Raw genomic sequence first — 26114 nt, 5'->3', positions numbered from 1 at the left:
GCTCAGTGCAAGTCGCTCGATTTCCGCGTAGTCGAAACTCAGAGCAAGACGCTCAGTACAAGTTCGTAATTCGTAATGATGCTCCTTTGTCGCTACCACTGGGCTAACGTAATTCGTAATTAAGACATGTTAGGTTTTATCTCGGTTTTCACCTCTTCTATGAGTAGTCGGATTTGGAAGAATTGGTATCACTCCTCATTTAGGATACCAAATCGAGATTAAGGCATATTTAAGACTTTTCGTAAGATTGCTTGGTCTTCTAATTTAGCTTTTAAACGACCATTTTCGATATCTCGAATCCAGCTTTGGCTTTTACCTGTGAGCTTTGCTAATTCTCTCTGGGAGAGATTTAAATTTTTTCGTGCTTGCAAAATTTCTTCACTCAGCAAATCGTCTGTGGCTGCTGATTTCCTTTTATTTTTAACAGTTCGCCGCTGCTTTTTCTGTGATTCTGAGATTTGTTGTTCCCATTCTGGTGGTAGTTCAAAAGCCAAAATTCGCGCATTCATCAGCAGATTCCACTTACCACGAGGGCCTGTATCAGTGAGGCGAGTTTCAGCACCACCATCGTTAGTCCAAAATTCCAATGCTTCATCTGGATCTTCAGGAAGATCGACTAACTTTGCCCACAAAGGTTGAATTTCTGGTGGGTAAGTAATTGGATCGAAAAGTGGTTTCATTCCATAATGATTGAGAATTTCTAAGTCGCTTTCAAAAGTTCGTAGCAGACGTTTGCGTTCTTCTCGTTGTCTGGATGCAAGGGCGACTTTTTCTTCTCCGTAAGCAATACGTAGCAAGGTAGGAATAGTGATGCGTTGTTCCTTGCCCATTTTAGTTTTAAATAACAACCAGAGCATGAGTCTGACTGCTCCTTCATGTTGTTGCCAAATGCTCATCACTGTAGTGAGCAGGGTTTTGGGGAGACTACCGTATTGATAGAATGCGGTTCGCTCTTTACATGCTTGCTTGTTTAAAAAATATTGTGTCCAAATGCCTGGTTTTACTTTAAAAGTTAGCCCAATCAGATATTTGCATCCAAGATTGTCTTCTTGAAAGTGGTGCTGAATATCTACCAAGTGCCATAAGCGGCTACCTGTAATAGAAAATCCGTTAATTCGGCCTTGTTGCGGCCAGTCAATGGAGATAATCAGCGAGCAAGCTTGCTGAACGATGTTTTTCATTAAAGCTAGCTTGGCAGCTTTGCTTAAGTCTTTGCGTTTCTCCATTCCTAAATATTTCTCGATTTGTCGCTCATCGATGACAAATTCCTGTTCCCAAGGTTGATCTAAAGCTGTAGCATAAGCTGCAAAAATCAGATGTATGCAAGCGGCTCTGATATCCAGACCCTCAATTGCGGCTATATCTGTAGCTTTGTCGTTGACCTTAAAGGGATCTTGGATGTGAAAAGCGATCGCTCCCCTACCTTGGTTAACTTGTCTGCTATAACATAAATAACCCTCTTCATCAGTTTCCCAATGTAAGGATGTGCGCTGCGCCAATACATTACAAGCTTCCCAAATGGCGATCGCAGAAGCAAATGGATTATTCTTACCGTTAGAAAACAAGTCTAAACTGGTAGTAGCATCTCTCGGTTCAACTTTACATCTTCCCTTTTTCGCCTGCCAAGGAATAGGAGAATTTGTTGGACAAGCTATCACACATTGCGGTTCTGGATAATGACCCTCACAATTATTACAAAGAGCTGGATCAACCCAGTATTCATTGTCCTCTATTTTGATTGCACCCGTAGGACATTGGGGGCGGCAGTTGTCACATCCAACGCAACTGTTGTTAGGAATTGTATAAGGCATTTGGCTCTCTTCCCACTCTAATCGTTGAGATGTCTGGCTCAGGTATCCCCTGGATGAGTCCTGTTTATTTATCACTCGCTAGCACATTCTCTTTCTGGCGAGAAAAATTTTTCTCGTCACGCCAACTCCCCACATCCATATTTTGACTTCGCATCCAATTGAAAGCCTTAAATAACTTTCAAACCGAGCCTAATATTACTTCTTATTAACTATACATTTCATAAATAAAATTATGAAGTTGTTCGTAATGAGCTTAGGAAAAAACTTAACATTTATTTAAAAATTTACTTAATGGACATTTTATATTTAACTGTGAAGTATTACCCAAAGTATTTTTTGTCAACATTTAAGCCTATTACAATGACCTTCCAATTGATTTATTAATAATTTTAATATTTAAACCCTAATTCTATTCTGCTATGAAATTTACACTTCCTTCATAATATCCTCTATTTCTTAAATTCAACCAAGGTAAAACAATAATATTTACTTTGTCAGCATTTATTTAAATATTTTAGTAAGAGAAAAATTGGAAATTGTTGCTTTGAAAAATACATATTGCACATATCAAAATGTAACTGACAAACATTGATATTTGTATATGTGGATACTGTCTATAGATATTTATTCGCTGCAACATTAAAATACTTGAAAAAGAATATCATCACTCTTATCGATATAGTTGCATTTAGTGGAAATACTAACTAGCTATTATTTACTTTCGAGAATGCCCGTTAGAGGATTTTTTAAACGTGTTTGGCTGTAATTTTAGGCACTTGTTGATCCCCCCTAACCCCCCTTAGAAAGGGGGGGAACCGGAATTAAAGTCCCCTTTTTTAAGGGGGATTTAGGGGGATCTAAAATGTTTTACTACTGACCAGAGGACTTTTAAAGATGGATGATAATTATTAGCAATAAATTTCATCTATAAATTTGAGATAATAAATAGTGCAAAGTGGAATTAAAAGTCATCGAATTTTGATAACAAAAAAGTATTAATTGATTATCAAAACAAGAAAATATTACGATAGTATGATGATTAAAGAACAAACAAATGAAAAGGCAAAAATGCCGAGGATTCATTCATGGCACAACTAACAGGTTTGACATTTGGCGGTAAGACTTGGACACCAAAATTTGCTCAAGAAATCAACAAAGATAAATGTATCGGCTGTGGCAGATGCATTAAAGTATGCGGTTACAATGTACTAGGTTTAAAAGCACTTAACGAAGAAGGTGAATTTGTAGAAGATGAAGATGATGAAGAAATTGAACGGAAAGTAATGGCAGTTACTTCTCCAGAAAACTGTATTGGTTGTGAAGCTTGTTCGCGGATTTGTCCTAAGAACTGCTACACCCATGTTGCATTAAATAATTAAGTTTTTTGGAGTCGTAAAAAGTGTTGTTCGTATAAGGAGGCGCTGTTTGTATAAAGCGCAAATGCGCTAGGCAAGGTAACTAGAGGGGAATGCTAAATATTTACTGTAACTAGCTAAAAAGTTCACAGTAAACAAATGCGTAAATCGTAAATGTTAGTTATTGACATATTTAAACTTGCTGCTAATATAGCCTAATCAATATTAGGACTAACAGTGTCCTCTTGAACAACTAGCTTTTTTAGTGCTGAGTGCTGAGTAATAAGTAATGAATAAGAAGAATGAGTAAGAAATTGAGTGCTGAGTGCTGAGTAATAAGTAGTATTTATGAATTTTGCTAATCAGCATTCAGCACTGACTACTTGAAACTCATTTGATGCCTAAGCCTAGTTAATTTTACTTTATTACTCACTACTCAGCACTCGTTACTCAGTACTCTTTTGGGAGCTTCCTTTGTCATAGGAGTTGAAATATAATTCATAATTTTATGGGGGGAAGGATATGAAAAAATCTGGAAGTTTCCCCCATTTTTTATAGCTGCACGTTAGAAAGTTAATAAGTGAAAAGGAAATCGGGAATGGGGAATGGGGAATAGGGAATAGGCAATACATAAGAATTCCCAATGCCCAATACTCAGAAAATCACACCTTAAAAGACGCTTTACAGAGCAGGTAGTATGTATGCAACAAGTTCCTGTTTCACTATGGACTCTGGTTGCTGGGGTAGTAGTCACAGCAATTAGCATTTGGATTGGTCAAAACCACACTCTCATGCCGGAGCAAGCTTCGCTACAAGCGCCTTTGGTAGACGGTTTTTTCAGCGTGATGTTTACCATTGCGATCGCTCTTTTCTTGGTGGTAGAAGGAACGATTGTAGTTTTTTTGGTTAAGTATCGTCGGCGTCGCGGTGATGATACCGATGGTTTACCAATTGAAGGTAACGTTCCCCTAGAAATCTTTTGGACAGCAATTCCTACAGTAATTGTCCTGTGCTTGGGCATTTACAGTGTAGATGTTTTTAACCGCATGGGAGGCTTTGAGCCTGCTGGTCATCCTCATTCAGCAGCTCATGTTGCTCATATGCCAGGAAGTGCCATGGCCGCTACATTAAGCGACAGTTCTAAAGCAACAATCGCCCCAACCATTGGGATTGGTGCGTCTCCGGAAACCCAAAACAAACTAGCCGATTTAGTTGTTAATGTCAAAGGCATCCAGTACGCCTGGATATTTAACTACCCTGAAAGTGGCATTACTTCTGGAGAATTGCACATTCCTGTAGGTGCTGATGTACAACTCAACCTTTCAGCAGAAGATGTAATTCACTCATTTTGGGTGCCAAACTTCCGCTTGAAGCAAGATGCGCTTCCCGGTATCCCTACCGAACTACGATTTGTTGCCACGAAACCAGGTACATATCCCGTAGTTTGTGCTGAACTCTGCGGTGGTTATCACGGTTCGATGCGGACACAGGTAATCGTCCACACACCAGAAGAATATCAAAGCTGGTTAACAGAAAATCAAGTTGCTCAAAAGCAAAACTTGGAGCAAGCTGTTGCAGTTAATTTAGCTGAGTTATCAACATCAGAGTTTCTCGCTCCTCATGTTCATCACATGGGGATTAGTGCTGCAACTCTAGAGTCAGTGGTCATTGGTCATTAGTTATTGGTCATTAGTTATTGGTCATTGGTCATTAGTCATTGGTTATTGGTAACTGATGAATGACAAGGGACAAAGGACAAATGACAAACGATAAACGACAAAAGACAAATGACAAACGACAAAGGACAAAAATATGACGCAGGTAGAATTTCCACCGAATACTCCGCCAGAAAAAAATAAACCAGACACTCTGGCGATCGCCCACACGTCACATCCTCAGGCGTGGAAATGGCAAGACTATTTTACATTTAATATCGATCACAAGGTGATTGGTATCCAATATCTGGTGACGGCGTTCGTGTTCTATCTCATCGGCGGACTGATGGCTGTTGCGATCCGTGCCGAATTAGCCACACCAGATTCAGACTTACTCGACCCTAATCTGTATAACGCTTTCATGACCAATCACGGGACGATTATGATCTTCCTGTGGATTGTCCCCAGTGCCATTGGGGGATTTGGTAACTTTTTGGTGCCCTTGATGGTTGGCGCCAGAGATATGGCGTTTCCGAAGTTGAACGCGATCGCCTTTTGGTTAAATCCGCCAGCTGGTGCGCTCATTTTAGGTAGTTTCATTTTTGGCGGTTCCCAATCTGGTTGGACAGCTTACCCACCTTTGAGCTTGGTAACAGCACCAATCGCTCAAACGATGTGGATACTAGCGATCGTTTTGGTGGGAACTTCTTCAATTTTGGGTTCACTGAACTTTGTGATCACCATTTTGATGATGAAGGTTCCCAGCATGAAATGGGATCAAGTACCCCTGTTTTGCTGGGCAATCTTGGCAACCTCATTGCTTGCACTGCTTTCCACACCTGTATTAGCAGCCGGTTTAATTCTGCTGTTGTTTGACCTCAACTTTGGCACCTCCTTCTTTAAACCAGATGCAGGCGGTAACGTTGTAATTTATCAACACTTATTCTGGTTTTATTCCCACCCGGCAGTATATTTAATGATTCTGCCCATCTTCGGCATCATGTCGGAGGTGATTCCAGTTCATTCCCGCAAGCCAATTTTTGGTTATAAAGCGATCGCTTATTCCAGTGTAGCCATCTGCGTTGTCGGTTTGTTCGTGTGGGTACACCACATGTTTACCAGCGGTACACCAGGTTGGATGCGGATCTTCTTCACCATCTCCACCTTGATTGTTGCCGTTCCCACTGGCGTGAAGATTTTTGCCTGGGTTGCTACCCTTTGGGGTGGTAAAATCCGCTTCACCAGCGCGATGCTTTTCGCCATTGGTTTGTTATCGATGTTTGTCATGGGCGGCTTAAGCGGCGTCACAATGGGAACAGCCCCCTTTGATGTTCACGTCCACGACACATATTATGTAGTCGGACATTTTCATTACGTTCTGTTTGGCGGTTCCGTGTTTGGCATTTATGCCGGTATTTATCACTGGTTCCCCAAAATGACCGGACGAATGCTGAATGAAAGCTGGGGACGCGTTCACTTTTTCCTCACCTTCATCGGCACTAATCTGACTTTCTTACCGATGCACGAATTGGGTTTGAAAGGAATGCCGCGACGAGTGGCAATGTATGACCCCCAATTTATCGACCTGAATCAGATTTGTACCTTTGGTTCATTTGTGTTGGCGATATCAGTAATTCCTTTTGCTATCAACATCATCTACAGTTGGCTGAAAGGTCCCTTGGCTGGTGATAATCCTTGGCAAGCTTTGACTTTAGAATGGACAACTAGCTCACCACCTGCAATTGAAAACTGGGAAGTGTTGCCGGTTGTGACTCATGGCCCTTATGACTACGGTCAGGAGCATAGAACTGAATTACAGTCATCAGCAACACCGGAAGCTAGTGCTTAGTTCGTAGAGTGAGCATTGCTAACCTTGTTAAGCTGGCTGCAATTTCTAGACATTTGACTTCAAAACTCGGAAGTTGAGCCTCTGAACTCGGAAGTTGAGCCTTTGAACTCGGAAGTTGAGCCTCTGAACTCGGAAGTTGAGCCTTTGAACTCGGAAGTTGAGCCTCTGAACTCGGAAGTTGCACCTTTGAACTCGGAAGTTGCGCCTTTGAACTTGGAAGTTGAGCCTCTGAACTCGGAAGTTGCGCCTTTGAACTCGGAAGTTGCACCTTTGAACTCGGAAGTTGCGCCTTTGAACTCGAAACTCCAAGTTTGGTTAAATTGAAATCTTGCATCAGTCCCAACAATCGCCTGAGAATGAATTCTCAGGCTAATAGCGAAAGTCTTCTAAAGAAGACTGAGAAAGAATTTTAGTCCATTGAAATGGACTTGGGCTATGAGACGAATGGTACTAGGATAAACCCAAAGTCTTGTGTTGCCTCGTTCCCAGCTTGGAGGACTACCATGTTACACACAAGTCAAATTACCCCCCTTAATCCCCCCTTATAAAGGGGGAAACCGGAAATCTAGTTCCTCCCCTTTACAAGGGGAGGGTTAGGGTGGGGTAAAACTTACGCCGAAACCCAGATGAGTAGACTATTTCATACTTGTGTATACACCGTAGGTCTGGACGCTGGGAACCAGTCAGGGCAAGGGCTGTATCTTAACTTAGTCCCATTCGGCTATGAGCCAGTCAATTTATTTCTCGGCGGGTAATATTGTCAAAAAATCTATGACTATAGCTACAACCACGAACGAAGATCACAGTGCAGGACACGAAGAACATCCAGATTTAAGAGTTTGGGGACTGTTGACATTCCTCGCCTCTGAATCCCTGATGTTTGGCGGATTTTTTGCCACCTATTTGTTTTTCCGAGGTACTACAGCGGTTTGGCCTCCAGAAGGAAGTGAAGTAGAACTACTTGTACCGACGATTAACACCATTATTCTGGTGTCTAGCAGTTTCGTCATTCACTTTGGTGATACGGCCATTAAAAAGAATAATGTCAAGGGAATGCAACTGTGGTACACAATTACTGCAATCATGGGGGCAATTTTTTTGGGTGGTCAGGTTTATGAGTATTCGACTTTGGGATATGGTCTGACTACCAACGTGTTCGCCAATTGCTTTTATATCATGACAGGGTTCCACGGTTTGCACGTTTTTGTGGGACTGTTATTGATTTTACGAGTATTGTGGCGATCGCGTCTTCCCGGTGAATATTCTGCAACCAATCATACTTTCATCGAAATGGCAGAAATTTACTGGCACTTCGTAGATATTATTTGGATTGTTCTTTTTACTTTGGTGTACGTTCTCACTTTGTTTTAAAAGGGAGTAGGGAGTGGTGAATATTCCTACTACTTACTCCCTATTCCCCATACTTCTCTACGAGAGGCTGCGCCAACGACTGCGCTCAGTACAAGTTCCCCACTCCCCATTCAGCAGTTAATTATGCAAGTCGATCCAAATAAACTCTCATGGTTTCAGGTTCCAGATGATATCAAAAATTTATTAATTCTCGCGGCACAAAGCTGGGAAAATACATCAGAATCCGAAAAATATATTCAACAAGCCTTAGCCAAAACTGGTGAAAATACAGATGTCTTGGTAGCAGCATATAGATTTTTTTATTATAAAAATAATTATTGTCTTGCATTACAAACAACAACCAAATTATTAGATAAAATTAAAGAAATAGAAAAATTTCCTGAGGACTGGGAGCAACTTAAGCCTATATTAGTCAATCGCAAAGAAGATCCACAAATTCGATTGTATTTAAATGCTTATGCTGCTTCTGGATTAGTTCTAGCAAAGTTAGGAGAAATAGACCAAGCAAAAGAAATCAGCACCAAAGTCAAAGAGATAGACGAAAAGCAGGATTTTGGAGCGGGAATTCTCCTGGATATTTTGACACGTCCAGCAGACGAAGATTAATTAGTCAATATGCGTGGGGAGTGTGAGTGGTAAGACTCGTACTGAGTTTCGACTACGCCTAACTAGCGCGGAGCCGTTGGCGCAGCCTCTCGTAGAGAAGTATGGGGAGATGAGGGAGATGAGGAGGATGAGAGGGACAAGGAGGGTAAAGAAAATTCTTAACTCCTTGATCCTAACTCTTTACTCCTAACTCAGCACGGACTAAACGTCCTGCTATCTATGTACAGCAATATTTTGCCCTCTTTTAGTCAACAATCAAGGTGAACAATCATGAACAATTCGTTATATACATCATATTCCTCTTACTCTATTTTGGGAGCGAGTAGTAATAGTAACTCTATCTTTCCTGCTATTACTATACCTACTAAAGCTCCTGTAGGTAATATTCCTAATGTTTCTCCTATCCTGATCATCCAATCTTCTGGGCTATCAATTTAAAAATTATGAAAGGTAGGGATTGGCTGCTAACGGGGGATGGTGAACATCAAGCTTGTAAATCTGTAAGAGCATGGGATTTATTGAGGGATAACTACCGCCTTTATCGGTTTTTAACTGAGGTGGAAGATGTTCTCAATAGTGCGGATGATGAAGCCAGTCGTCTGCCAGAAATTCGGATGCTTGTAAGGCGCTTACTCGTAAATTCTTACTGGGTGCAAAGTCAATATTTAGAACCTTCGCCCCAAACGGGAACCTCTGTTTTACTCCTATACGATGAATTGGGTTTTCCATTGACGGTGCAAACAGTAACATTTGCACCAGGAACCCGATCAAGCATTCATAATCATGGAACATGGGGAGTAGTGGCGGTGTTAAAAGGTCAGGAAAAAAATAGTTTTTGGCGACGCACCCATAGCCCAGATTTTCCGGAAAAAATTGAATCTACGGGAGAAGTCACTCTCTTTCCAGGAGATATTATTAGCTTTGTTCCTGATGCAATTCACTGTGTAGAAGCAGTGGGTGATGAACCGACTGTGACTTTTAACATTTACGGCGAAACCGATCCAAAAGAAAGGTTTGAGTTTGACTTAGTTAGCCATAAAGCTAAAAAGTTTTAGCTGACATCGAGGTAAATTGAGGATTTGATTTTAAACGCAGAGGGGCGCAAAGTAACGCAAAGAGTATCTTCTCTGCGACTCTGCGACTCTGCGTGAGATAAAAAAGACAAGGAGGTAGTTAAATGGCGAGAGTAATTTTCTATAGTAAACCAGGCTGTAAAGGTGGTACAAAGCAAAAAGTTTTGCTGACAGCTGCCGGCCATGAGGTGATACCATACAACCTGCTAACAGAACCTTGGACAGTTGAGCGGTTGCGTTCATTTTTTGGCGATCGCCCCGTAGCCGAATGGTTTAATCTTTCCGCCCCCAAGATAAAATCTGGTGAGGTGGTTCCGGAAAAAATCGATGCCCAAACCGCTTTGGCGCTGATGCTGAAAGAACCACTGTTAATTCGCCGTCCTTTGTTAGAAGTAGGCGATCGCCGTGAAGTAGGATTTGATGTACAAAAGATTGATACTTGGATTGGCTTACAAGCTGTGGATGAATCCTTGCAAGAAATCAGCGACAAGCTGATGAAGCAAGATTTGCAAGGCTGTTCCCACGGTAAAGATCATCATCACGGTCAAAGTTCTCAACAACACCAAAAGCAAGGCAACTGTAAACATTAGACCTCTTGCAAAAGTGCTTTTTGCAAGAGGTGGGAAAAGGGAAAAGGTTAAAGGGGAAGGTGGAGTCCCAAGAAGGGGATAAGGGGCGGGGGAAAATACAAAACCTTTCCCCCTTTTCCCGACTTCTGCAAGAAGTCTATTAGTACCGAACTTATGTAGCAAAGACGCGATTTATCGCGTCTTTGCTTTAACCAAACTGTATTGCGACAATACTCTCAAGTATTAAAACTATGTATCATTTTGTCTCAGATATTACACACTTAATCTTGCATAGGCATATTAAGAATGCCAATTTTGCAAGAAAAAACTATGACAGCTACTTTAGCTGGTTATCAACTCCTCGAAACCCTTCACTCTAGTAGCAAAACCGTCATTTATCGCGGACGGCGAGAAACTGATAACGTCTCTGTCATTATTAAAACTCTGCTGTGCAAACATCCACTCTTAAAAGACATTGCGCGTTACAGAAATTAGGATTAAATCGGAAAAAGCACATAAACTAGATTCAATTGTGCCAATCAATGATTGAAGCTGTAGGTGCAAAAGTTATTTATCCTCATAGTCCCCTGATTTTAATGCAATTGAATTATGGCGATCGCAACTTAAATCTTTTTTACGCAGTTTTGCTCCAACTACAACAGAAATCGTTGATAAACTAATCTCTGTTACACTCTATTTAATAAATCCTTAACATTTAATAAACTGCTTTAATAGTTGCTGCTACTATACCTCATAACAGCCGTGAATGGTGTATGTACGTCAACAATTCAACAAATAATATTTGGATTGTGTTAAGTGATGATACAAAAAGTATTTTCAAAATATTAGGTGTTTAAAGCTGACATTAATATTAGCAATTACCCCCTAGAATTTTAGAAATAGGGTGTTTTATAGTAAAAAAATTGATTGAGCATGGGGTATTTAGATATTGGACATGGGATCGACTCTTTCCCTAGTCCTTAATCATTAGCCCTAGTCTCAGACAAAAAAGGGGAATTCCGCCTAAAGGACTCGAAGCCTGCGTAAATCAGTATGGCCTGTGATGAAATGCGATCGCGTGTTTCGATAATTCATGGGTGTTAACAGACTCAATTCCCAATTGGCTAGAGTACGGCAGAGTTATGACCCCCAGTATTACAGATTCAGCAGTGAAGGCTGCGGTAGCAGCTGTTGCATCGGAGTCAGCCTCAGCAGAGGAAAAAATCCAAATGCTGATTGAGATCGCACAGGGTTTTCAAAAAAAGCCCAAAACTGCCCAAGACTTGCGAAATGCAGTTGGGTTATATTACCGGGCTTATGAAATGTGTGGTGAGGAGTATCCCCTGCTAAAAGCCAGGGCGCAAGTAGGCATGGCAGGGACATTACAGGCAATACCGGATGTTGAGTATCAACTGTTGATGCAAGCGAAAGTCGGTTATGAAGAGGCGTTGCCAATTTTACAGCAATTGGCAACGCCTCAGGAAGTAGCAGAGACGCAGATGAATTTTGGGCTGGTGTTGCAGTCACTAGTGCCATTCAATTTGGCACGGATAACTGACAGCATCCAGGCTTATCATGAAGCTTTGCGGGTATTTACTTGGGAAGATTACCCCCAAGAATATGCGATTTTATATAACAATATTGCGATCGCTTACCTTTCTATGCCCCTAGCATCGGAACGAGAATACTTGCGTCAAGGGTTAGCTGTGCAGTCATTTGAGGTAGCGCTAAAGCATATTAATTTGATTGATCATCCTAGAGAATATGCAATGCTGCAAAACAACTTAGGTAACGCTTTGCAATATTTAGTGAGTTCCCATCCTGTGGAGAATAATTTAAGGGCGATCGCAGCTTATGATGAAGCACTCAAAGTGCGTAATTCCAAAGATACACCTCTAGAGTACGCTAACACAATTTCAAACAAAGCCAACGCCTTATTCAACTTACCCGACGACTCAGAAAAACCAGAACTTGGCAATCCTAAAAATCTCTCACAAGCACGTATTTACTATCAACAAGCCTTTGAAATATTTACCAAAAACCAACAAATTGCACAAGCAGAGATAGTAGCTCAAGCCCTACAAGATATTGAAGCAGAAATAGGGAGTATGGAATAGGGCATTGGGCATTGGCTATTCTGCTTGTCCCTTGTCTCTTTCATCCCCCTCATCTCCTTTATCCCCCCCACTTCCTTAACGATCGGGAAAAAAACAGCATGAGAGATATTTTAACAAACCCTTCTCTGAGAGATTTTCTCACAAGTTTAGCAGATGGTGACTTGAACATAGCAACAGGATTAGTGTGGATAGTCATAGCAACAGCCTTGTCTATGGTTGGTGGGGCTATTGGTGGAATGCTGTTAGCTGGAAAAGATATCGGCTATCAGTTTTCAGCAATGCTTGGGGCATTATTTGCCCCTGCTGGTGTCATTCCTGCTATTCTCTTAGGGTTTGTAATCCTAAATTTATTGACTCATTACTAGGAGAAAATATGTTAGAAATTGGGTGGTTTTCTGCCAAGTTATTTTTCAAAGGAAAATTACTGCGCGATCCAATATATTTTGTTCAACGAACTGCTATTGCTACTGCTGTAGGTTCGTTACTGCTAGTGTTGTTTGCACAAATCGACATTCCCTTCTGCTTACCAATAACATTATCTAGCCTCGTGACAGGCTTGATTATGCCATTTCTCCTCAAAGATTTCAAAATGAAGTAATTTGTCATTGGTCATTTATGAATAACCAATGTCCTATACCCAATGACTAATGACTAATGACAAATCTGGAAGAATTAGTTCGAGAAATTAACCGCTTTGAGGCAATTATATCCGAGTGGGATGAAAGCCAACGGTGCGTAGCAGTTGGTTTAAAAAGAGCAATTGAAGCTTTGCATAAAGCTGCATTGACTAATTTAATTAAAAGCCTCAAACAAGAATCAATGTCAGGTTTACGTCATGCTGTGACTGATGAAGTAGTGTACGCAGTGCTGCTTTATCACGAACTAGTAAAACTACCAAAACCACCATTATCACAGCGAATTCAAACAGCCCTTGAAGAAGTTCGCCCAGGTTTAAAAAGCCATAATGGAGATGTAGAACTAGTAGCAATTAAGCCCCCAGATACAGTAGAAGTTAAATTAATCGGAACTTGCAGCAGTTGTCCGGCTTCTAATTTAACTTTATCTCAGGGAGTAGAACAGGCAATAAAAAAGCATTGTCCTGAAATAACCAGAGTGGTTGCGGTCAATAATAACTCTGTTGTTAACAATGCAAGTTTTGGTTTAATTAGTCCATTCTCTTCAAAAATAACTTCTACTTGGATCAAAGTAGCAACTATTGAACAAGTTCCTGAATTTAGTGTATTGGCAGTACAACTTGCTGGTAATTCCCTGATTTTGCACCGTCAAGGTATTACAGTAAAATGTTACCGTAATGCTTGCACTCATCTAGGTTCTACCCTAGATAAGGGTAAGGTTGAAAATGGTATTATTACCTGTCCTTCGCACGGATTTCAGTACAAGTTAAAGACAGGTGAATGCTTGACTGCACCAGATCTTTCGCTTCAGTCGTATCCAGTAAAAATTAAAGATGATAAGGTTTTTGTGAAACTGCAAAAATGAGCGTGTAAAAGTAACATCTTAGCAAATATACGTGACAATTAGAAAATCACAGTTAATTTGCTTTTCATGTCAGTAGTTCGCGGATTCATTTTAGTGTTTTTTGAAAGCAAAATGCCTAAATTTTTTCTCAATAGGCCTTAATTGTTTCTCATTTGGGCAATTCAGTGATTCATTTTAGTGTTTTGAGAAAGCAAAATACCTAAATGCTTTCTCACAATGCTTGATTGCTTTCTCATTTCAGTACATCGCGCATTCATTACAAATATTGCTATGTAGCAAAAGCAACTTCAGATTAGCAAAAAGTTTTTTAAAAGTTTTAACTTAATTTGAAATAAAAACATCATGGGAAATTGTTACTGTTGTTACATGCTCATCGGCATTAATGTTTTTAAATAATTATCAGCGTCTATCTGCGGTTTATGGATATCCCAATCATAATTAATCCCATATCACAATTACCGCTAGAAGCAACAGAAATTTCTCAATATTTACCTCTATCGCCTCAAGGTGCGGAGGTAATTTTAGGTAACATTATTGAACCACAAAAATTAGTGATACCTATAGCACCTAGTCCCACAACGATGTTTGGACCTCGTGGTGCTTGTTTATTATCAAAAACTGGCCCTTTATGGGTATCAGATACAGGACATCATCGATTATTAGGATGGAAAAAATTACCCACAAGAGATAGTCAACCTGCTGATTGGGTAATTGGACAACCTGACTTTTATCATGAAGGGCAAAATGCTAAAAGTACACCGGGAAGAACAACCTTAAGTGTACCAACAGGGATTTGTGCTTGTGGCGAAGGATTAGCTGTAGCAGATGCTTGGAATCATCGAGTTTTAATTTGGAAAAACTTACCAGAAGATAACAATGTTCCAGCCGATTTAGTATTAGGACAAGCTAATTTTATTGCTAATCAACCAAATCGGGGACGCCAAGAAGCATCTGCCAGTACAATGCACTGGCCTTATGGTGTATTCTATCATCAAGGACGGCTATTTATTGCTGATACTGGTAATCGCAGGGTATTAATTTGGCATCAATTACCAACAGAAAATAGTCAACCGGCTGATGTAGTTTTGGGACAACCAGATATGATATCTCGCAATGAAAACGGCGGTGCTTCTGCAACCGCAGCGAGTATGCGTTGGTGTCACGATATTACCCTTTGGGGAGAAAATTTGGTTGTCAGCGATGCAGGTAATCATCGAGTGATGATTTGGCAGGGAATACCAACAGAAAATAACACCCCTTGTGCAGTGGTTTTAGGACAAAAAAGCTTTGATTTCGTGGAAATGAATCAAGGAGTTTATTATCCTAGTGCTAGTAGTTTGAGTATGCCTTATGGTGTTGGGGTGGCTGGAGATTGGTTAGTAGTTGCAGATACAGCTAATTCTCGGTTGTTAGGATGGAGAAAACTAGAATCAATTTTATCACTGCAAGGTGCAGCGGCAGATGGATTGGCAGGGCAAATAAATTTTCAAAGTAAAGGTGAAAATCGTAATTTTGGACTGCCAAAACAAGATAGCTTAAATTGGTGTTACGGAATAAAAGTTTGTGGCAATACGGCAATAATAGCTGATTCTGGAAATAACCGAATTTTGCTGTGGCAGTTTAATAATTCGTAATGGGCTACGCCCCGCTTCGCTAACGTAATTCGTAATTTTTGAAAGTCAGATTTATATGGCGACTGAAGAAATTAGAGTTCGCGGCACAGTTCAAGGGGTAGGGTTTCGCCCTACTGTATATCGTCTGGCCAAAACCTATGGTTTGCATGGAGATGTTTGTAATGATGGTGAAGGTGTATTAATTCGGGTATCTGGTAGTGAGGAGGCAATAACCGAATTTGTTGCCAGATTACAAACAGAATGTCCACCGTTGGCAAGAATTAATAAACTAACTAGAACTCCTTATGAAGGTGAATTTAAATTTGATAATTTTGTGATTTCTAGTAGCGTCAATAATGCCATTAAAACAGAAATTACCCCTGACGCAGCTACTTGTTTGCAATGCCAACAAGAAATATTCGACCCCTTTAGCCGCTTTTATCGCTACCCCTTTACTAACTGTACTCATTGCGGCCCCCGCCTGAGTATTATTCGTGCGATTCCTTATGACAGAAGCAATACCAGTATGTCTGCGTTTGCTATATGTTCAGAATGTGCAAAGGAATATCACGATGTCGAAAATCGGCGTTTTCACGCCCAACCTGTAGCTTGTCATGTTTGCGGCCCCACAGCTTGGTTAGAACGCGCTGATGGGAAATCGGTTACTGCTTCCATGTTTTCGATGTTGGATGATGTCGATGCTGTTTGTAGCTTGTTGCAAAAAGGTGAGATTGTGGCAATTAAGGGGTTAGGTGGTATTCATTTAGCTTGCGATGCAACTCAGGAAACTGCTGTACAAAAACTGCGTCAGCGCAAAAAGCGCTATCATAAACCCTTTGCTTTAATGGCGCGGGATATTGAAATAATTGAACAATATTGTATTGTCAACGCCAAAGAAAAAGAATTATTAACAAGTTCTGCTGCACCAATTGTTTTATTACAAGCTTCAGATAAAAAACAATTAGCATCGTCAGTAGCATCAGGGCAAAATACCCTTGGTTTCATGCTACCTTATACGCCGTTGCATCATTTAATTCTGCGGCGGATGAATCGCCCAATTGTTTTAACAAGTGGCAATCTTGCTGATGAACCACAATGTATTCATAATGATGAAGCAAGAGAAAAATTAGGGAAAATTGCTGATTATTTTCTCTTTCACAATCGAGAGATTATAAATCGGGTAGATGATTCGGTTGTGCGTGTCCTTGGTGATAAAGTCCAAACAATTCGCCGTGCCAGAGGACATGCACCAGTATCAATTAGTTTACCTACGGGATTTCACAAAGTAGCACAAATTTTAGCAATGGGCAGTGAATTAAAAAATACATTTTGTTTATTGCGTGAAGGAGAAGCAATTCTCTCTCAACATCTAGGAGATTTAGAAAATGCTGCGGCTTTTAATGCTTATCAAGAGACATTGAACTTATACTTAAATTTATTTGAGCATAAACCAGAAGTAATTGCTATTGATAAACATCCTGAATATCTCTCAAGTAAACTTGGTAAAGAACTTGCAGACACAAATCAGATCAAAATTTATCCAATTCAACATCATCACGCCCATATCGCCGCTTGTATGGTGGAAAATGAGATTCCTTTAGATACATCTCCAATATTAGGTATTGCTTTAGATGGTTTAGGTTACGGCAATGATGCTACACTCTGGGGCGGAGAATTTCTTTTAGCAGATTACCGAAGCTTTAAACGACTAGCAACATTTAAACCAGTAGCAATGATTGGTGGCGAACAAGCAATTTATCAGCCTTGGCGTAATACTTATGCCCAATTAGTAGCTGCTAATCTTTGGAATGATTGCGAACAAAAGTATACTAACTTAGAAATCGTAAAATTTCTGAAAAACACGCCACTCAAACTACTAAATCAACTTATAGAGAAAAAGATTAACTCTCCTCCAGCTTCATCTGTGGGGCGATTGTTCGATGCAGTGGCCGCGGCGGTTGGTCTTTATAGAGAAAAATGTAGCTATGAAGGACAAGCTGCGATCGCAATGGAAGCTATAGTAGATGTTAGTAGCTTAAATAATGATAAAGAAACCCTAATCTATCCTTTTAATTTTAGCTTTTCAGATAGTATTTACTGTATAGACCCGCGTCCAATGTGGCAAGCCTTGCTCAATGACTTACAACAGCAGATTCCCCAACCAGTTATAGCCGCCAAATTTCATAAAGGTTTAGCAAATGCGATTGTGGAAATGGTTAAACATCTTAGTCAAGAGAATCTGATTAATCAGGTAGCATTAACAGGAGGAGTCTTTCAAAATTGTATATTGTTAAAAGAAGTTACCAAACGATTAGAAACATTGCGAATAAAAGTACTTACTCATAGCTTAGTTCCAGCTAACGATGGCGGATTATCTCTAGGACAAGCAGTGATTACAGCTGCACAATTAATAGATGAGTGTTGATATTTGACAATTTTTTCACCAATAATTCTCTCTGTGTTCTCCGCGCCTTTGCGGTTAGTTCATCTTAAAAAATAAAAAAATGTGTTTAGGAATCCCCGGACAAATTATAGAAATTACCAACGTTAACCATAAGTTAGCCATAGTTAACATTGGTGGTGTTAAGCGCGAAGTAAATATTGCTTGTATCGTAGATGAACAACATCCCCCCGAAGCTTGTATCGGTGATTGGGTGCTAGTACATGTTGGCTTTGCTATGAATAGAATTAACGAACAAGAAGCAGCAGAAACATTACAACTCCTTCAAGAATTAGCAGCAGCACAAGCAGGGATTAGTACTTAACTTAACGAACTGCAGAGGCGCAGAGGGCACAGAGAGAAAAAAGAAATACTTAACTCAGCCGTATTGACATAAAGCTTACTATTCCCAAATCCTTATGAAATATGTTGACGAATTCCGCGAACCGGAAAAAGCAGAAGCCTTACGCCGCGAAATCGCCAAATTAAGCCATCAGCTAGAAAAACCTATCAAAATCATGGAAGTATGTGGCGGACATACCCACTCGATATTTAAATATGGTATTGAAGAAATTTTACCCGATCGCATCGAACTAATTCATGGACCTGGTTGTCCAGTATGCGTGATGCCAAAGGGGAGATTAGATGATGCGATCGCAATCTCTCAAAATCATAACGTCATCTTTGCCACCTTTGGCGACGCCATGCGGGTTCCTGGTTCCAAAACGAGTTTATTGCAAGCCAGGGCACAAGGCGCAGATATCCGTATGGTGTACTCTCCTTTAGATAGCCTGCAAATTGCCAGAGATAACCCCGACAAAGAAGTAGTCTTCTTCGCATTAGGCTTTGAAACCACAGCCCCCAGCACCGCGTTCACCATTCTGCAAGCCGCAGCCGAAGAAATTCCTAACTTTAGTATGTTTTCCAATCACGTCCTCGTGATTCCCGCCCTCAAAGCACTATTAGATAATCCCGACTTACAACTAGATGGATTTGTTGGGCCTGGTCATGTCAGTATGGTAATAGGCAGTGACCCATACCAATTTATTTCTCAACAATATAATAAGCCAATTGTTGTTTCAGGATTTGAACCCTTAGATATTCTCCAATCAATTTGGATGCTATTACAGCAGTTAGTAGAAAATCGTTGTGAAGTTGAAAACCAATATAACCGAATTGTCCGAAAATCTGGGAATACAGTAGCGCTGCAAGCCATAAACAAAGTTTTCGCCGTGCGAGATAGTTTTGATTGGCGCGGCTTAGGTGACATTCCCTATTCAGGATTAAAAATTCAACCTGAATATGCCCAATTTGATGCCGAACTTAAATTTACCATTGCTAACCTCAAAGTAGCCGACCATAAAGCTTGTAAATGTGGAGAAATCCTCAAAGGAGTCTTAAAACCTTGGGAGTGTAAAGTATTCGGTACAGCTTGCACACCAGAAACACCAATCGGTACTTGCATGGTATCTTCCGAAGGCGCTTGTGCAGCCTATTACAAATATGGACGACTCTCCACAATTGCCAAAAGAACAATCACCCCAAAACCAAAAATAACTCAAGAACCTCTACCCGCCTGCGGCTTCTCCTCAGAATAATACTCAGCGTACCTCTGCGCTTCCCAGCCTGCGGCAAGCCGCAAAAGCGTCTACTGCGTCCCTTTGCGTTTAAAAAATTTTAATATGAATATTTTCCCCACAAACCCCATACAAAATCCCCTATTCCAAAAAATAGAAAAAGTCCGCCGTCGCCAAACTAAAGTGCAAGACACTCACATAACTCTCGCACATGGCAGCGGTGGTAAAGCCATGCGTTATTTAATCGACGATATCTTTATCAGCAATTTTGATAACCCAATTCTCTCCCAACTAGAAGACCAAGCCAGCTTCAACCTAGCCCCTCTCCTCCAACAAGGAGACAGACTCGCATTTACAACAGATTCTTATGTTGTAGACCCGTTATTTTTCCCCGGAAGTGATATAGGAGAATTAGCCGTCAACGGTACAGTTAATGATTTAGCTGTCAGCGGTGCTAAACCTTTATATTTAACTTGTAGCGTAATTTTAGAAGAAGGATTACCCGTAGAAACCTTGCGGCGTGTTGCAGTCAGCATGAAAATAGCCGCAGAAAAAGCGGGTATTCAAATTGTCACTGGTGACACAAAAGTTGTACATCGTGGCGCTGCCGATAAACTCTTTATTAATACTGCTGGTATTGGTGTCATTCCGCGAGGAGTTAACATTTCTGCTCATAACATTAAACCTGGAGATGCAATAATCATTAATGGTGAAATAGGCAATCATGGGACAGCAATTTTAATTGCCCGTGGCGAATTAGCCTTAGAAACTAATATTGAAAGTGATTGTCAGCCGTTACATAGTTTAGTAGAAACTATTCTCCATACATGTCCGCAAGTTCATGCTATGCGAGATGCTACACGCGGTGGTTTAGCTACAGTATTAAATGAATTTGCCCTCAGTTCCGATGTGGGAATTCGTCTCTTTGAAGAATCTATCCCAGTGCGTGAAGAAGTCAACGGAGTTTGCGAAATTCTCGGTTTAGACCCATTGTATTTAGCTAATGAAGGTAAGTTAGTTGTGGTGGTTCCAAAAAAGAATACTGAAAATGTTTTATCAGCGATGAAATCCCACCCAGCAGGCAAACATGCTTGTATTATTGGCGAAGTTATTACCTCACCCCCAGGCATCGTATTATTAAAAACAGCTTTTGGTGCTGAAAGAATTGTTGATATGTTAGTAGGCGACCAATTACCACGAATTTGTTAATCTTTAATAGATTTATAATATGCACGAATTTGGAATTACCCAAAATATTGTGGCAATTGTGACTGAACACGCCAAAGGCGCAAAAGTGCAGCGAGTTTTATTAGAAATTGGTAAACTTTCAGCAATTATGCCCGATGCTATCCGATTTTGTTTTGATATTTGCACTCAGGGCACAGTTTTAGAAGGGGCGACATTAGAAATTTTAGAAATTCCAGGTTTAGGGAGATGTCGCCAATGTGGTGCAGAAATTTATTTAGATAAACCATTTGGAATCTGTAACTGCGGTAGTGTGCAATTAGATTTAATTACTGGTGAAGAACTTAAAATCAAAGAAATAGAAATAGAGGAATTATGTGTGTAACCTGCGGTTGTTCTGATGATGGCGAAATAAAAATTACAAATTTAGAAACAGATAAAGCGGAACATAATCATACTCACACTTTACCAGATGGAACTGTCATCACTCACTCCCACAGTCATGACACTCATATAGAAGCACCTCAAATTCATGCCAAAATACACAACACAACGATATCTTTAGAACAGGATATTTTAGCAAAAAATAACCTCCTAGCTGCCCAAAATCGGGGATGGTTTAAAGGTCGCAATATTCTCGCTTTAAATTTAATGAGTTCTCCCGGTGCTGGGAAAACAACTCTCTTAACACGAACCATCAATGATTTAAAGCAGCAATTATCTATCAGTGTCATTGAAGGCGACCAAGAAACTGCTAACGATGCCAAAAAAATTAAAGAAACAGGTTCTAAAGTCATCCAAATCAATACCGGAACAGGCTGTCATTTAGATGCCTCAATGATAGAAAGAGGTTTACAACAACTGAATCCGCCACTAAATTCAGTTGTGATGATTGAAAATGTCGGAAATTTGGTTTGTCCAGCCTTATTTGATTTAGGAGAAAATGCAAAAGTCGTGATTCTCTCTGTTACGGAGGGGGAAGATAAGCCGCTAAAATACCCGCACATATTCCGTGCAAGTGATATCATGATTCTCACGAAAATCGATTTGCTACCTTACCTGCAATTTGATGTTCAAAAGTGCATAGAATATGCTAAAGAAGTAAATCCCAAAATTCAGATTTTTCAGGTTTCTGCAACTACTGGTGCTGGGTTAGAAAATTGGTATGCGTGGTTATCTGCATCATTATAGTAAAAACTCTGCGCCCCTCTGCGCTTTCTTTAGCGTACCTCTGCGTTTAAACTAAAATCTGTCAAATCAAGTCACTGACTGATGAAATCCCTCTGGGGGTTCATCAAAACTGGAAGTAAGTAGTATAAATCGCTAAGTGAAAAAATCACAAGTTTTTTTACCAGTAAATCAATCACAAACTCGCTGTAATTCCTCAACTGTATTTAGGGTTTTGATAGCCTGTTGAATCACTTTTAATCGCTGTAAATCTGTGATTTGGTAAATGATTGGCATTAAATCTAAGCCAGGAGTCCCAAATTTAATCTCCAGTGCCAATTCAATACCTGAATATAATTCCTCTCGTCGTCCGCGTGCTTCTCCGCGTGCTTCCCCGCGTGCCTCTCCGCGTGCTTCTCCTTCACGTAAAATTTCTTGATACCAAGGCGACTCACGCAACACAGCCATATCCCACCTCATGATTTCTTGGACTAGGGCACTCTCTATTACAAACGTAGCAAAAAAAGCCAAAACTGTTTCAAGTTGATTTATTCCTCTTCTGTCACTTTCCGGTTATTCTAAATAAAAGAATAAAAAAAGAAAACCCTGAAAGGTAAGTAGGGCAATGGATGTAGAATTACAAATTTTGAAACATTTGGCAAGAGATGCTCACCCAACAGTTGCGACCATAGATGAATATTGTGCAGAGTATAAAGACCTGTTTAAAGAAGTAAGAAATTATGAATGCTTCAAATATTTACATCTGGGAATAATGTCACAAATTAAAAGAAAATCATTACCAGAGATAGCGAAAGTCGTAAGTATAAACTCCGCACAGTCATTACATCATTTTTTAGCCAATTCAGACTGGTCAGTAGATAAATTAAAACAACTAAGATTAAATAAACTTAAAAAAGCACTAAATGGAAATGCGATTACAGTAGTAATAGATGAAACCGGAGATAGAAAAAAAGGTAAAAAGACTGATTATGTAGCCAGGCAATATCTAGGAAGTGTAGGAAAAGTCGATAATGGAATAGTTTCAGTCAATGCCTATGGAGTTTATTCTAATATAACGTTTCCATTAACTGTAAAAGTATTCAAACCCAAAGGAACGTTAAAAGAGGAGGATAAATATAAAACTAAAATAGAGTTAGCGTCAGACATCATTACAGAATTAATTGAATCAGGTTTTAACATTAAACTGGTACTGGCAGATAGTTTATATGGTGAAAGTAGCCAATTTATTAGAAAAGTAGCTGAATATAAATTAGATTATGTCGTAGCAATAAGAAGTAATCATGGAGTCTGGTTGCCAGCAGGACAAAGCGTTAGGGCTAATAAGTGGTGTAAATTTGAAAGAACATTTAGCAATCAAAAATCAGAAACCCGATACATTAGGGAAATAATTTATGGTAAAAAAAGAGCCATAACTTACTGGGAAATAACTACTGACCCAGAAACCATGCCAGAAAATTCTACAACATTTGTGATGACAAATCTTCAAGGAAAACTCAAAAAAACTTTAGGCGATTTATATGGATTAAGAACCTGGGTAGAATATGGATTTCGACAGTGTAAACAGGAACTCGGCTGGACAGATTATCGGTTCACAAATTTTCAACATATAGAAAGGTGGTGGGAAATTATTTTTTGTGTGTACACAATGATTAGTTTAAATTCTCCAGCCTTCTTAAGCTTAAATAAATCTCGTCAAATTGAAGCTGAGGTTCAAAAAAATAGTGATGTTGATTTTTCTAATCATCAACAATGGAACCATGAATGCGGATGGAAAAATACTCTAAATAATCTGCGTCTCATTGCCCAACCACTCTTACTATTTTGGTTAATTTATCCCTGGATACATATTTTCCCAAATTCTAAATTATTGCTGGGATTCAATCAATTAATTAGTGCAATGAATCAATTTAAAACCTGTTATGCTTCTGGATAATTTCACTTTGTTACTACTTGCTTATCTCGGAGAGTGACAGAAGAGGGATAATTGTTCATCCTGACGCAGAATTTGCAAAGCTTCTCGAATTACAACCTCGTTTTCACCGCCTTTGAGAATGGGTACAAATGGAATTAAGGATGGTAATGGTGTCTCAAAGACAGTATTTACATCAACTTCCCATAGGTTAATCACCCGATAATCTTGAGTTGCTCTTAAACCTGCAACATTTGATGCATAACTTGTAGGTATTTCTGTGTTGCTTCCTTTAAGAATATTGATTAATACTGGATAGGTAGGTAAATTATATTTTTCTTCAGCGAGAGCTGCATAAGCACGCATCCGTCGTGGCATTTCCGGTTTATAGCGCAGTTGTAATTCATTGACAACTAGAAATTTTCCATACTGCGGATTCTCGACACGGATAAGTACATCACTTTGTCTACTAACCCACTGAAATTCTGAGTTGAGAATTTCACCTACAATAACATCAGGAATTTGTGTTACCCATTTTACCCAGTTATCGGGTGCAAGACTGATTAGGCGTTTAGTGCTGATATCAGCAGGTTTGGACATAAGCAAGTAGATAGGTTTAGATAATCGCTACTGCACTTTTAATTAGACTACCACTGAGTGTAGACATAGCGATCGCCTAAATATTTACGTCTCAAAATACAAAAATAAACCAAAATCACAGGAGTTATTTCTACTTCAATAACTAACTGCCTCCAATTTTAAAAATCAATTCTACCTCTCATAAAATACAACACCCTGCACTTTTAAAGTACAGGGTGTTAGACAGCGATAAAGATGATTCCCAGTTTATATTTACCTCAAAGCCAATCTCGATAAGCAGATATTTCATTTACGCTGATTTCAAACGGCGTTCCTTTGCCAAATGGCGGATAAACGCGAATTTTGCCATTGCTAGCAAACCGCTCTAGCCTATTACCCAACTGGGGAATATTACTAACAATATGCCAGTAAGATACTAAGTCAGGGCAATCAATAATTAATGTGAGGATGCTAGCATTTGTTGTGAGATACCACTGACAATTAGATAATAGGACTCGCGTAATGCGATCGCAAGCTAGATAAAAGCATCTGCCAGTAGACTGCTCTAGCTCCATTTGCAGCATTCCATCCTGTTTCGTTACCTCAGTGGGAGGTAAATCATCAGGAGGAAGCAAGTATAGTTTAGAAGACATAATTTCGCACCTCTTGGTTGTAGCGCGTCAAACTGTCCAGGTTTTTTTGCAAATCCGCAGACGAGGGTTTGAGTGCTAGCGTACCTAAATTTAATTCGTCCTGAAATTTCTTGATTCTGTCTCGACAAGTCTCCACATCACCGATAATTGAATTCTCAATCAAATAATCTTCATCGAAACAAATATTTGTGCGATCGAATGGTTTTTGGTTGGGATTCGCACTATTTTTCAATACTTCAGCCGAATTAGCTTTCATTTTCTGGCTAAATTGGCGAACGAAAGGTAACGCTTCACTCACTGCCTCATCAAATGTTTTGGCAACGTAAAAGAAGCGTGCCAGCACAAAGTTTTCTGCACCACTAGAATTTAAGGCTCGATATTTACTAACAGTATCCTTCAATCTGTGTAGAGAGAATGGCGGCCCACCCATCAAGCTGAAGGAATGTTTAGCAGCGAACTCGATACCATCATCACCACCAGTAGCAACATAGACTGAGATTTTACTCTGCAATGGTTTGGGATAAATTGTTAAGCGATCGCATTGATAATATCGCCCATTAAATGATACATCAGTTTCATATAAGAGCTTTTGAATCAATGCCATCGCCTCTAGCATCTTGGGACGGGCTTCACTTGGTAGGGTCGCAAAATGCTTATTCTGTTGAGGAAAAGGGCCGCCTTTGGCAACTCCAAATAATAATCGTCCATTACACAGGTTATCCAAAGTGGCAATATCTTCCGCCACCCGAATCGGGTTATGGAATGGCAGTAACACCGCCGCAGTACCTAATTGAATAGTTGAAGTCAATCCTGCCAAGTGTGCCATTAATAGCAACATGGACGGGCTGAGATTGGATTCACTAAAATGGTGTTCGCTTACCCAGGCTTCCTCAAAACCCAAACTTTCAGCCTGTTTTACCAGCGCGACTTGCTCAAACATAGCACGACGAGCATCTTGGTGATAATTATCGTAATTGCAGAAAATTCCAGTTTTCATTACTTGCGTTAATACTTTGTACTCACCGTAGATGCTGGTTATTCTAGTGGTCTATCGCATTTGATAG

Annotated in this window: 24 protein-coding genes and 2 pseudogenes; 21 read left to right on the top strand and 5 right to left on the bottom strand. The window is 39.9% G+C overall.

The features are described 5' to 3' along the window. Positions 1-218 precede the first annotated feature (218 nt). On the bottom strand, positions 219-1811 hold the full coding sequence (locus ACFG4S_RS18155; protein ID WP_392530432.1) for a helix-turn-helix domain-containing protein: 1593 nt from the start codon (positions 1809-1811) through the stop codon (positions 219-221). A 1085-nt stretch (positions 1812-2896) separates the two neighbouring features. Here ACFG4S_RS18155 and fdxB point away from each other — a divergent pair. The 20 genes from fdxB to hypB all read left to right on the top strand — a co-directional run bounded on the left by fdxB (position 2897) and on the right by hypB (position 21912). Then, positions 2897-3190, top strand: coding sequence for a ferredoxin III, nif-specific (gene fdxB, locus ACFG4S_RS18150; protein WP_392530431.1), 294 nt, complete (start codon positions 2897-2899; stop codon positions 3188-3190). Positions 3191-3867: 677 nt separating this feature from the next. Next, a complete protein-coding gene (locus ACFG4S_RS18145) occupies positions 3868-4845 on the top strand; it encodes a cytochrome c oxidase subunit II (protein ID WP_392530430.1) in 978 nt (325 codons plus the stop codon). 133 nt (positions 4846-4978) lie between these two features. Beyond that, complete coding sequence (ctaD, locus tag ACFG4S_RS18140) at positions 4979-6670, top strand: cytochrome c oxidase subunit I (protein ID WP_392530429.1); 1692 nt, start codon at positions 4979-4981, stop codon at positions 6668-6670. A gap of 102 nt (positions 6671-6772) precedes the next feature. After that, positions 6773-6994 carry a hypothetical protein gene (locus ACFG4S_RS18135; RefSeq protein ID WP_392530428.1) on the top strand — a complete coding sequence of 74 codons (222 nt, stop codon included), beginning with the start codon at positions 6773-6775 and terminating at the stop codon, positions 6992-6994. A 447-nt stretch (positions 6995-7441) separates the two neighbouring features. Then, positions 7442-8041, top strand: coding sequence for a heme-copper oxidase subunit III (locus tag ACFG4S_RS18130; RefSeq protein WP_392530427.1), 600 nt, complete (start codon positions 7442-7444; stop codon positions 8039-8041). Positions 8042-8164: 123 nt separating this feature from the next. Then, positions 8165-8647: a hypothetical protein gene (locus ACFG4S_RS18125; RefSeq protein ID WP_392530426.1), complete on the top strand. Its 483-nt coding sequence runs from the start codon at positions 8165-8167 to the stop codon at positions 8645-8647. Between the two features lie 443 nt (positions 8648-9090). Beyond that, positions 9091-9702: a cupin gene (locus ACFG4S_RS18120; RefSeq protein ID WP_392530425.1), complete on the top strand. Its 612-nt coding sequence runs from the start codon at positions 9091-9093 to the stop codon at positions 9700-9702. A 122-nt stretch (positions 9703-9824) separates the two neighbouring features. Continuing rightward, a complete protein-coding gene (locus ACFG4S_RS18115; protein WP_392530424.1) occupies positions 9825-10310 on the top strand; it encodes an ArsC/Spx/MgsR family protein in 486 nt (161 codons plus the stop codon). Positions 10311-10619: 309 nt separating this feature from the next. After that, a complete protein-coding gene (locus ACFG4S_RS18110; RefSeq protein ID WP_392530423.1) occupies positions 10620-10784 on the top strand; it encodes a hypothetical protein in 165 nt (54 codons plus the stop codon). 647 nt (positions 10785-11431) lie between these two features. Then, entirely contained in the window at positions 11432-12406 is a 975-nt protein-coding gene (locus ACFG4S_RS18105) for a hypothetical protein (RefSeq protein WP_392536016.1), read from the top strand. Positions 12407-12504: 98 nt separating this feature from the next. Next, positions 12505-12771, top strand: a complete 267-nt coding sequence (locus ACFG4S_RS18100) for a hypothetical protein (protein WP_392530422.1) — start codon at positions 12505-12507, stop codon at positions 12769-12771. A gap of 8 nt (positions 12772-12779) precedes the next feature. Beyond that, positions 12780-13004: a hypothetical protein gene (locus tag ACFG4S_RS18095; RefSeq protein ID WP_392530421.1), complete on the top strand. Its 225-nt coding sequence runs from the start codon at positions 12780-12782 to the stop codon at positions 13002-13004. A 56-nt stretch (positions 13005-13060) separates the two neighbouring features. After that, positions 13061-13906 (top strand): NifU family protein, encoded by an 846-nt coding sequence (locus tag ACFG4S_RS18090; RefSeq protein ID WP_392530420.1) that lies wholly within the window; start codon positions 13061-13063, stop codon positions 13904-13906. A gap of 419 nt (positions 13907-14325) precedes the next feature. Further along, on the top strand, positions 14326-15540 hold the full coding sequence (locus ACFG4S_RS18085; protein WP_392530419.1) for a hypothetical protein: 1215 nt from the start codon (positions 14326-14328) through the stop codon (positions 15538-15540). A 55-nt stretch (positions 15541-15595) separates the two neighbouring features. Then, entirely contained in the window at positions 15596-17944 is a 2349-nt protein-coding gene (hypF, locus tag ACFG4S_RS18080) for a carbamoyltransferase HypF (protein ID WP_392530418.1), read from the top strand. A 79-nt stretch (positions 17945-18023) separates the two neighbouring features. Then, positions 18024-18284, top strand: a complete 261-nt coding sequence (locus ACFG4S_RS18075) for a HypC/HybG/HupF family hydrogenase formation chaperone (RefSeq protein ID WP_392530417.1) — start codon at positions 18024-18026, stop codon at positions 18282-18284. A 94-nt stretch (positions 18285-18378) separates the two neighbouring features. Beyond that, positions 18379-19557, top strand: coding sequence for a hydrogenase formation protein HypD (hypD, locus tag ACFG4S_RS18070; protein WP_392530416.1), 1179 nt, complete (start codon positions 18379-18381; stop codon positions 19555-19557). Between the two features lie 84 nt (positions 19558-19641). Then, positions 19642-20745 (top strand): hydrogenase expression/formation protein HypE, encoded by a 1104-nt coding sequence (gene hypE, locus ACFG4S_RS18065; RefSeq protein WP_392530415.1) that lies wholly within the window; start codon positions 19642-19644, stop codon positions 20743-20745. A gap of 19 nt (positions 20746-20764) precedes the next feature. Continuing rightward, a complete protein-coding gene (hypA, locus tag ACFG4S_RS18060; RefSeq protein WP_179071776.1) occupies positions 20765-21106 on the top strand; it encodes a hydrogenase maturation nickel metallochaperone HypA in 342 nt (113 codons plus the stop codon). Beyond that, positions 21097-21912 carry a hydrogenase nickel incorporation protein HypB gene (hypB, locus tag ACFG4S_RS18055; protein ID WP_392530414.1) on the top strand — a complete coding sequence of 272 codons (816 nt, stop codon included), beginning with the start codon at positions 21097-21099 and terminating at the stop codon, positions 21910-21912. The genes hypA and hypB overlap by 10 nt, the downstream gene beginning before the upstream one ends. 168 nt (positions 21913-22080) lie before the next feature. On the opposite strand, the pseudogene ACFG4S_RS18050 reads toward hypB, so the two are convergent. Then, a pseudogene (locus tag ACFG4S_RS18050) lies at positions 22081-22440 on the bottom strand (transposase); the annotation flags it as partial. 73 nt (positions 22441-22513) lie between these two features. Here ACFG4S_RS18050 and ACFG4S_RS18045 point away from each other — a divergent pair. Next, a complete protein-coding gene (locus tag ACFG4S_RS18045; protein WP_392530294.1) occupies positions 22514-23842 on the top strand; it encodes an IS701 family transposase in 1329 nt (442 codons plus the stop codon). A gap of 45 nt (positions 23843-23887) precedes the next feature. Here ACFG4S_RS18045 and ACFG4S_RS18040 read toward each other — a convergent pair. The 3 genes and pseudogenes from ACFG4S_RS18040 to ACFG4S_RS18030 form a co-directional block, all read right to left on the bottom strand. Then, a pseudogene (locus ACFG4S_RS18040) lies at positions 23888-24418 on the bottom strand (Rpn family recombination-promoting nuclease/putative transposase); the annotation flags it as partial. Positions 24419-24675: 257 nt separating this feature from the next. After that, on the bottom strand, positions 24676-25050 hold the full coding sequence (locus ACFG4S_RS18035; RefSeq protein ID WP_292739813.1) for a hypothetical protein: 375 nt from the start codon (positions 25048-25050) through the stop codon (positions 24676-24678). Further along, the gene (locus ACFG4S_RS18030) at positions 25040-26047 is read right to left on the bottom strand and encodes an LLM class flavin-dependent oxidoreductase (protein WP_392530413.1); all 1008 of its coding nucleotides are present in this window, start codon (positions 26045-26047) and stop codon (positions 25040-25042) included. The genes ACFG4S_RS18035 and ACFG4S_RS18030 overlap by 11 nt, the downstream gene beginning before the upstream one ends. Positions 26048-26114 lie beyond the last annotated feature (67 nt).

Origin of the sequence: Nostoc sp. C117, from assembly GCF_043099735.1 — a bacterium.
Taxonomy (GTDB): Bacteria; Cyanobacteriota; Cyanobacteriia; order Cyanobacteriales; family Nostocaceae; genus Nostoc.
The sequence above is the reverse complement of the archived record's forward strand: the minus strand, read 5'-3'. Positions and strand labels throughout refer to the sequence as shown.

Bases quoted from the DNA above. Each gene is read 5' to 3' on its own strand.
- ACFG4S_RS18125 (WP_392530426.1), top strand. From the start codon at position 8,165: ATGCAAGTCGATCCAAATAAACTCTCATGGTTTCAGGTTCCAGATGAT.
- hypE (WP_392530415.1), top strand. From the start codon at position 19,642: ATGAATATTTTCCCCACAAACCCCATACAAAATCCCCTATTCCAAAAA.
- ACFG4S_RS18130 (WP_392530427.1), top strand. From the start codon at position 7,442: ATGACTATAGCTACAACCACGAACGAAGATCACAGTGCAGGACACGAA.
- ACFG4S_RS18110 (WP_392530423.1), top strand. From the start codon at position 10,620: ATGACAGCTACTTTAGCTGGTTATCAACTCCTCGAAACCCTTCACTCT.
- hypF (WP_392530418.1), top strand. From the start codon at position 15,596: ATGGCGACTGAAGAAATTAGAGTTCGCGGCACAGTTCAAGGGGTAGGG.
- ACFG4S_RS18120 (WP_392530425.1), top strand. From the start codon at position 9,091: ATGAAAGGTAGGGATTGGCTGCTAACGGGGGATGGTGAACATCAAGCT.
- hypD (WP_392530416.1), top strand. From the start codon at position 18,379: ATGAAATATGTTGACGAATTCCGCGAACCGGAAAAAGCAGAAGCCTTA.
- hypB (WP_392530414.1), top strand. From the start codon at position 21,097: ATGTGTGTAACCTGCGGTTGTTCTGATGATGGCGAAATAAAAATTACA.
- ACFG4S_RS18100 (WP_392530422.1), top strand. From the start codon at position 12,505: ATGAGAGATATTTTAACAAACCCTTCTCTGAGAGATTTTCTCACAAGT.
- ACFG4S_RS18035 (WP_292739813.1), bottom strand. From the start codon at position 25,050: ATGTCTTCTAAACTATACTTGCTTCCTCCTGATGATTTACCTCCCACT.
- ACFG4S_RS18155 (WP_392530432.1), bottom strand. From the start codon at position 1,811: ATGCCTTATACAATTCCTAACAACAGTTGCGTTGGATGTGACAACTGC.
- hypA (WP_179071776.1), top strand. From the start codon at position 20,765: ATGCACGAATTTGGAATTACCCAAAATATTGTGGCAATTGTGACTGAA.
- ACFG4S_RS18095 (WP_392530421.1), top strand. From the start codon at position 12,780: ATGTTAGAAATTGGGTGGTTTTCTGCCAAGTTATTTTTCAAAGGAAAA.
- ACFG4S_RS18090 (WP_392530420.1), top strand. From the start codon at position 13,061: ATGACAAATCTGGAAGAATTAGTTCGAGAAATTAACCGCTTTGAGGCA.
- ctaD (WP_392530429.1), top strand. From the start codon at position 4,979: ATGACGCAGGTAGAATTTCCACCGAATACTCCGCCAGAAAAAAATAAA.
- fdxB (WP_392530431.1), top strand. From the start codon at position 2,897: ATGGCACAACTAACAGGTTTGACATTTGGCGGTAAGACTTGGACACCA.
- ACFG4S_RS18075 (WP_392530417.1), top strand. From the start codon at position 18,024: ATGTGTTTAGGAATCCCCGGACAAATTATAGAAATTACCAACGTTAAC.
- ACFG4S_RS18105 (WP_392536016.1), top strand. From the start codon at position 11,432: ATGACCCCCAGTATTACAGATTCAGCAGTGAAGGCTGCGGTAGCAGCT.
- ACFG4S_RS18115 (WP_392530424.1), top strand. From the start codon at position 9,825: ATGGCGAGAGTAATTTTCTATAGTAAACCAGGCTGTAAAGGTGGTACA.
- ACFG4S_RS18045 (WP_392530294.1), top strand. From the start codon at position 22,514: ATGGATGTAGAATTACAAATTTTGAAACATTTGGCAAGAGATGCTCAC.
- ACFG4S_RS18030 (WP_392530413.1), bottom strand. From the start codon at position 26,047: ATGAAAACTGGAATTTTCTGCAATTACGATAATTATCACCAAGATGCT.
- ACFG4S_RS18085 (WP_392530419.1), top strand. From the start codon at position 14,326: ATGGATATCCCAATCATAATTAATCCCATATCACAATTACCGCTAGAA.
- ACFG4S_RS18145 (WP_392530430.1), top strand. From the start codon at position 3,868: ATGCAACAAGTTCCTGTTTCACTATGGACTCTGGTTGCTGGGGTAGTA.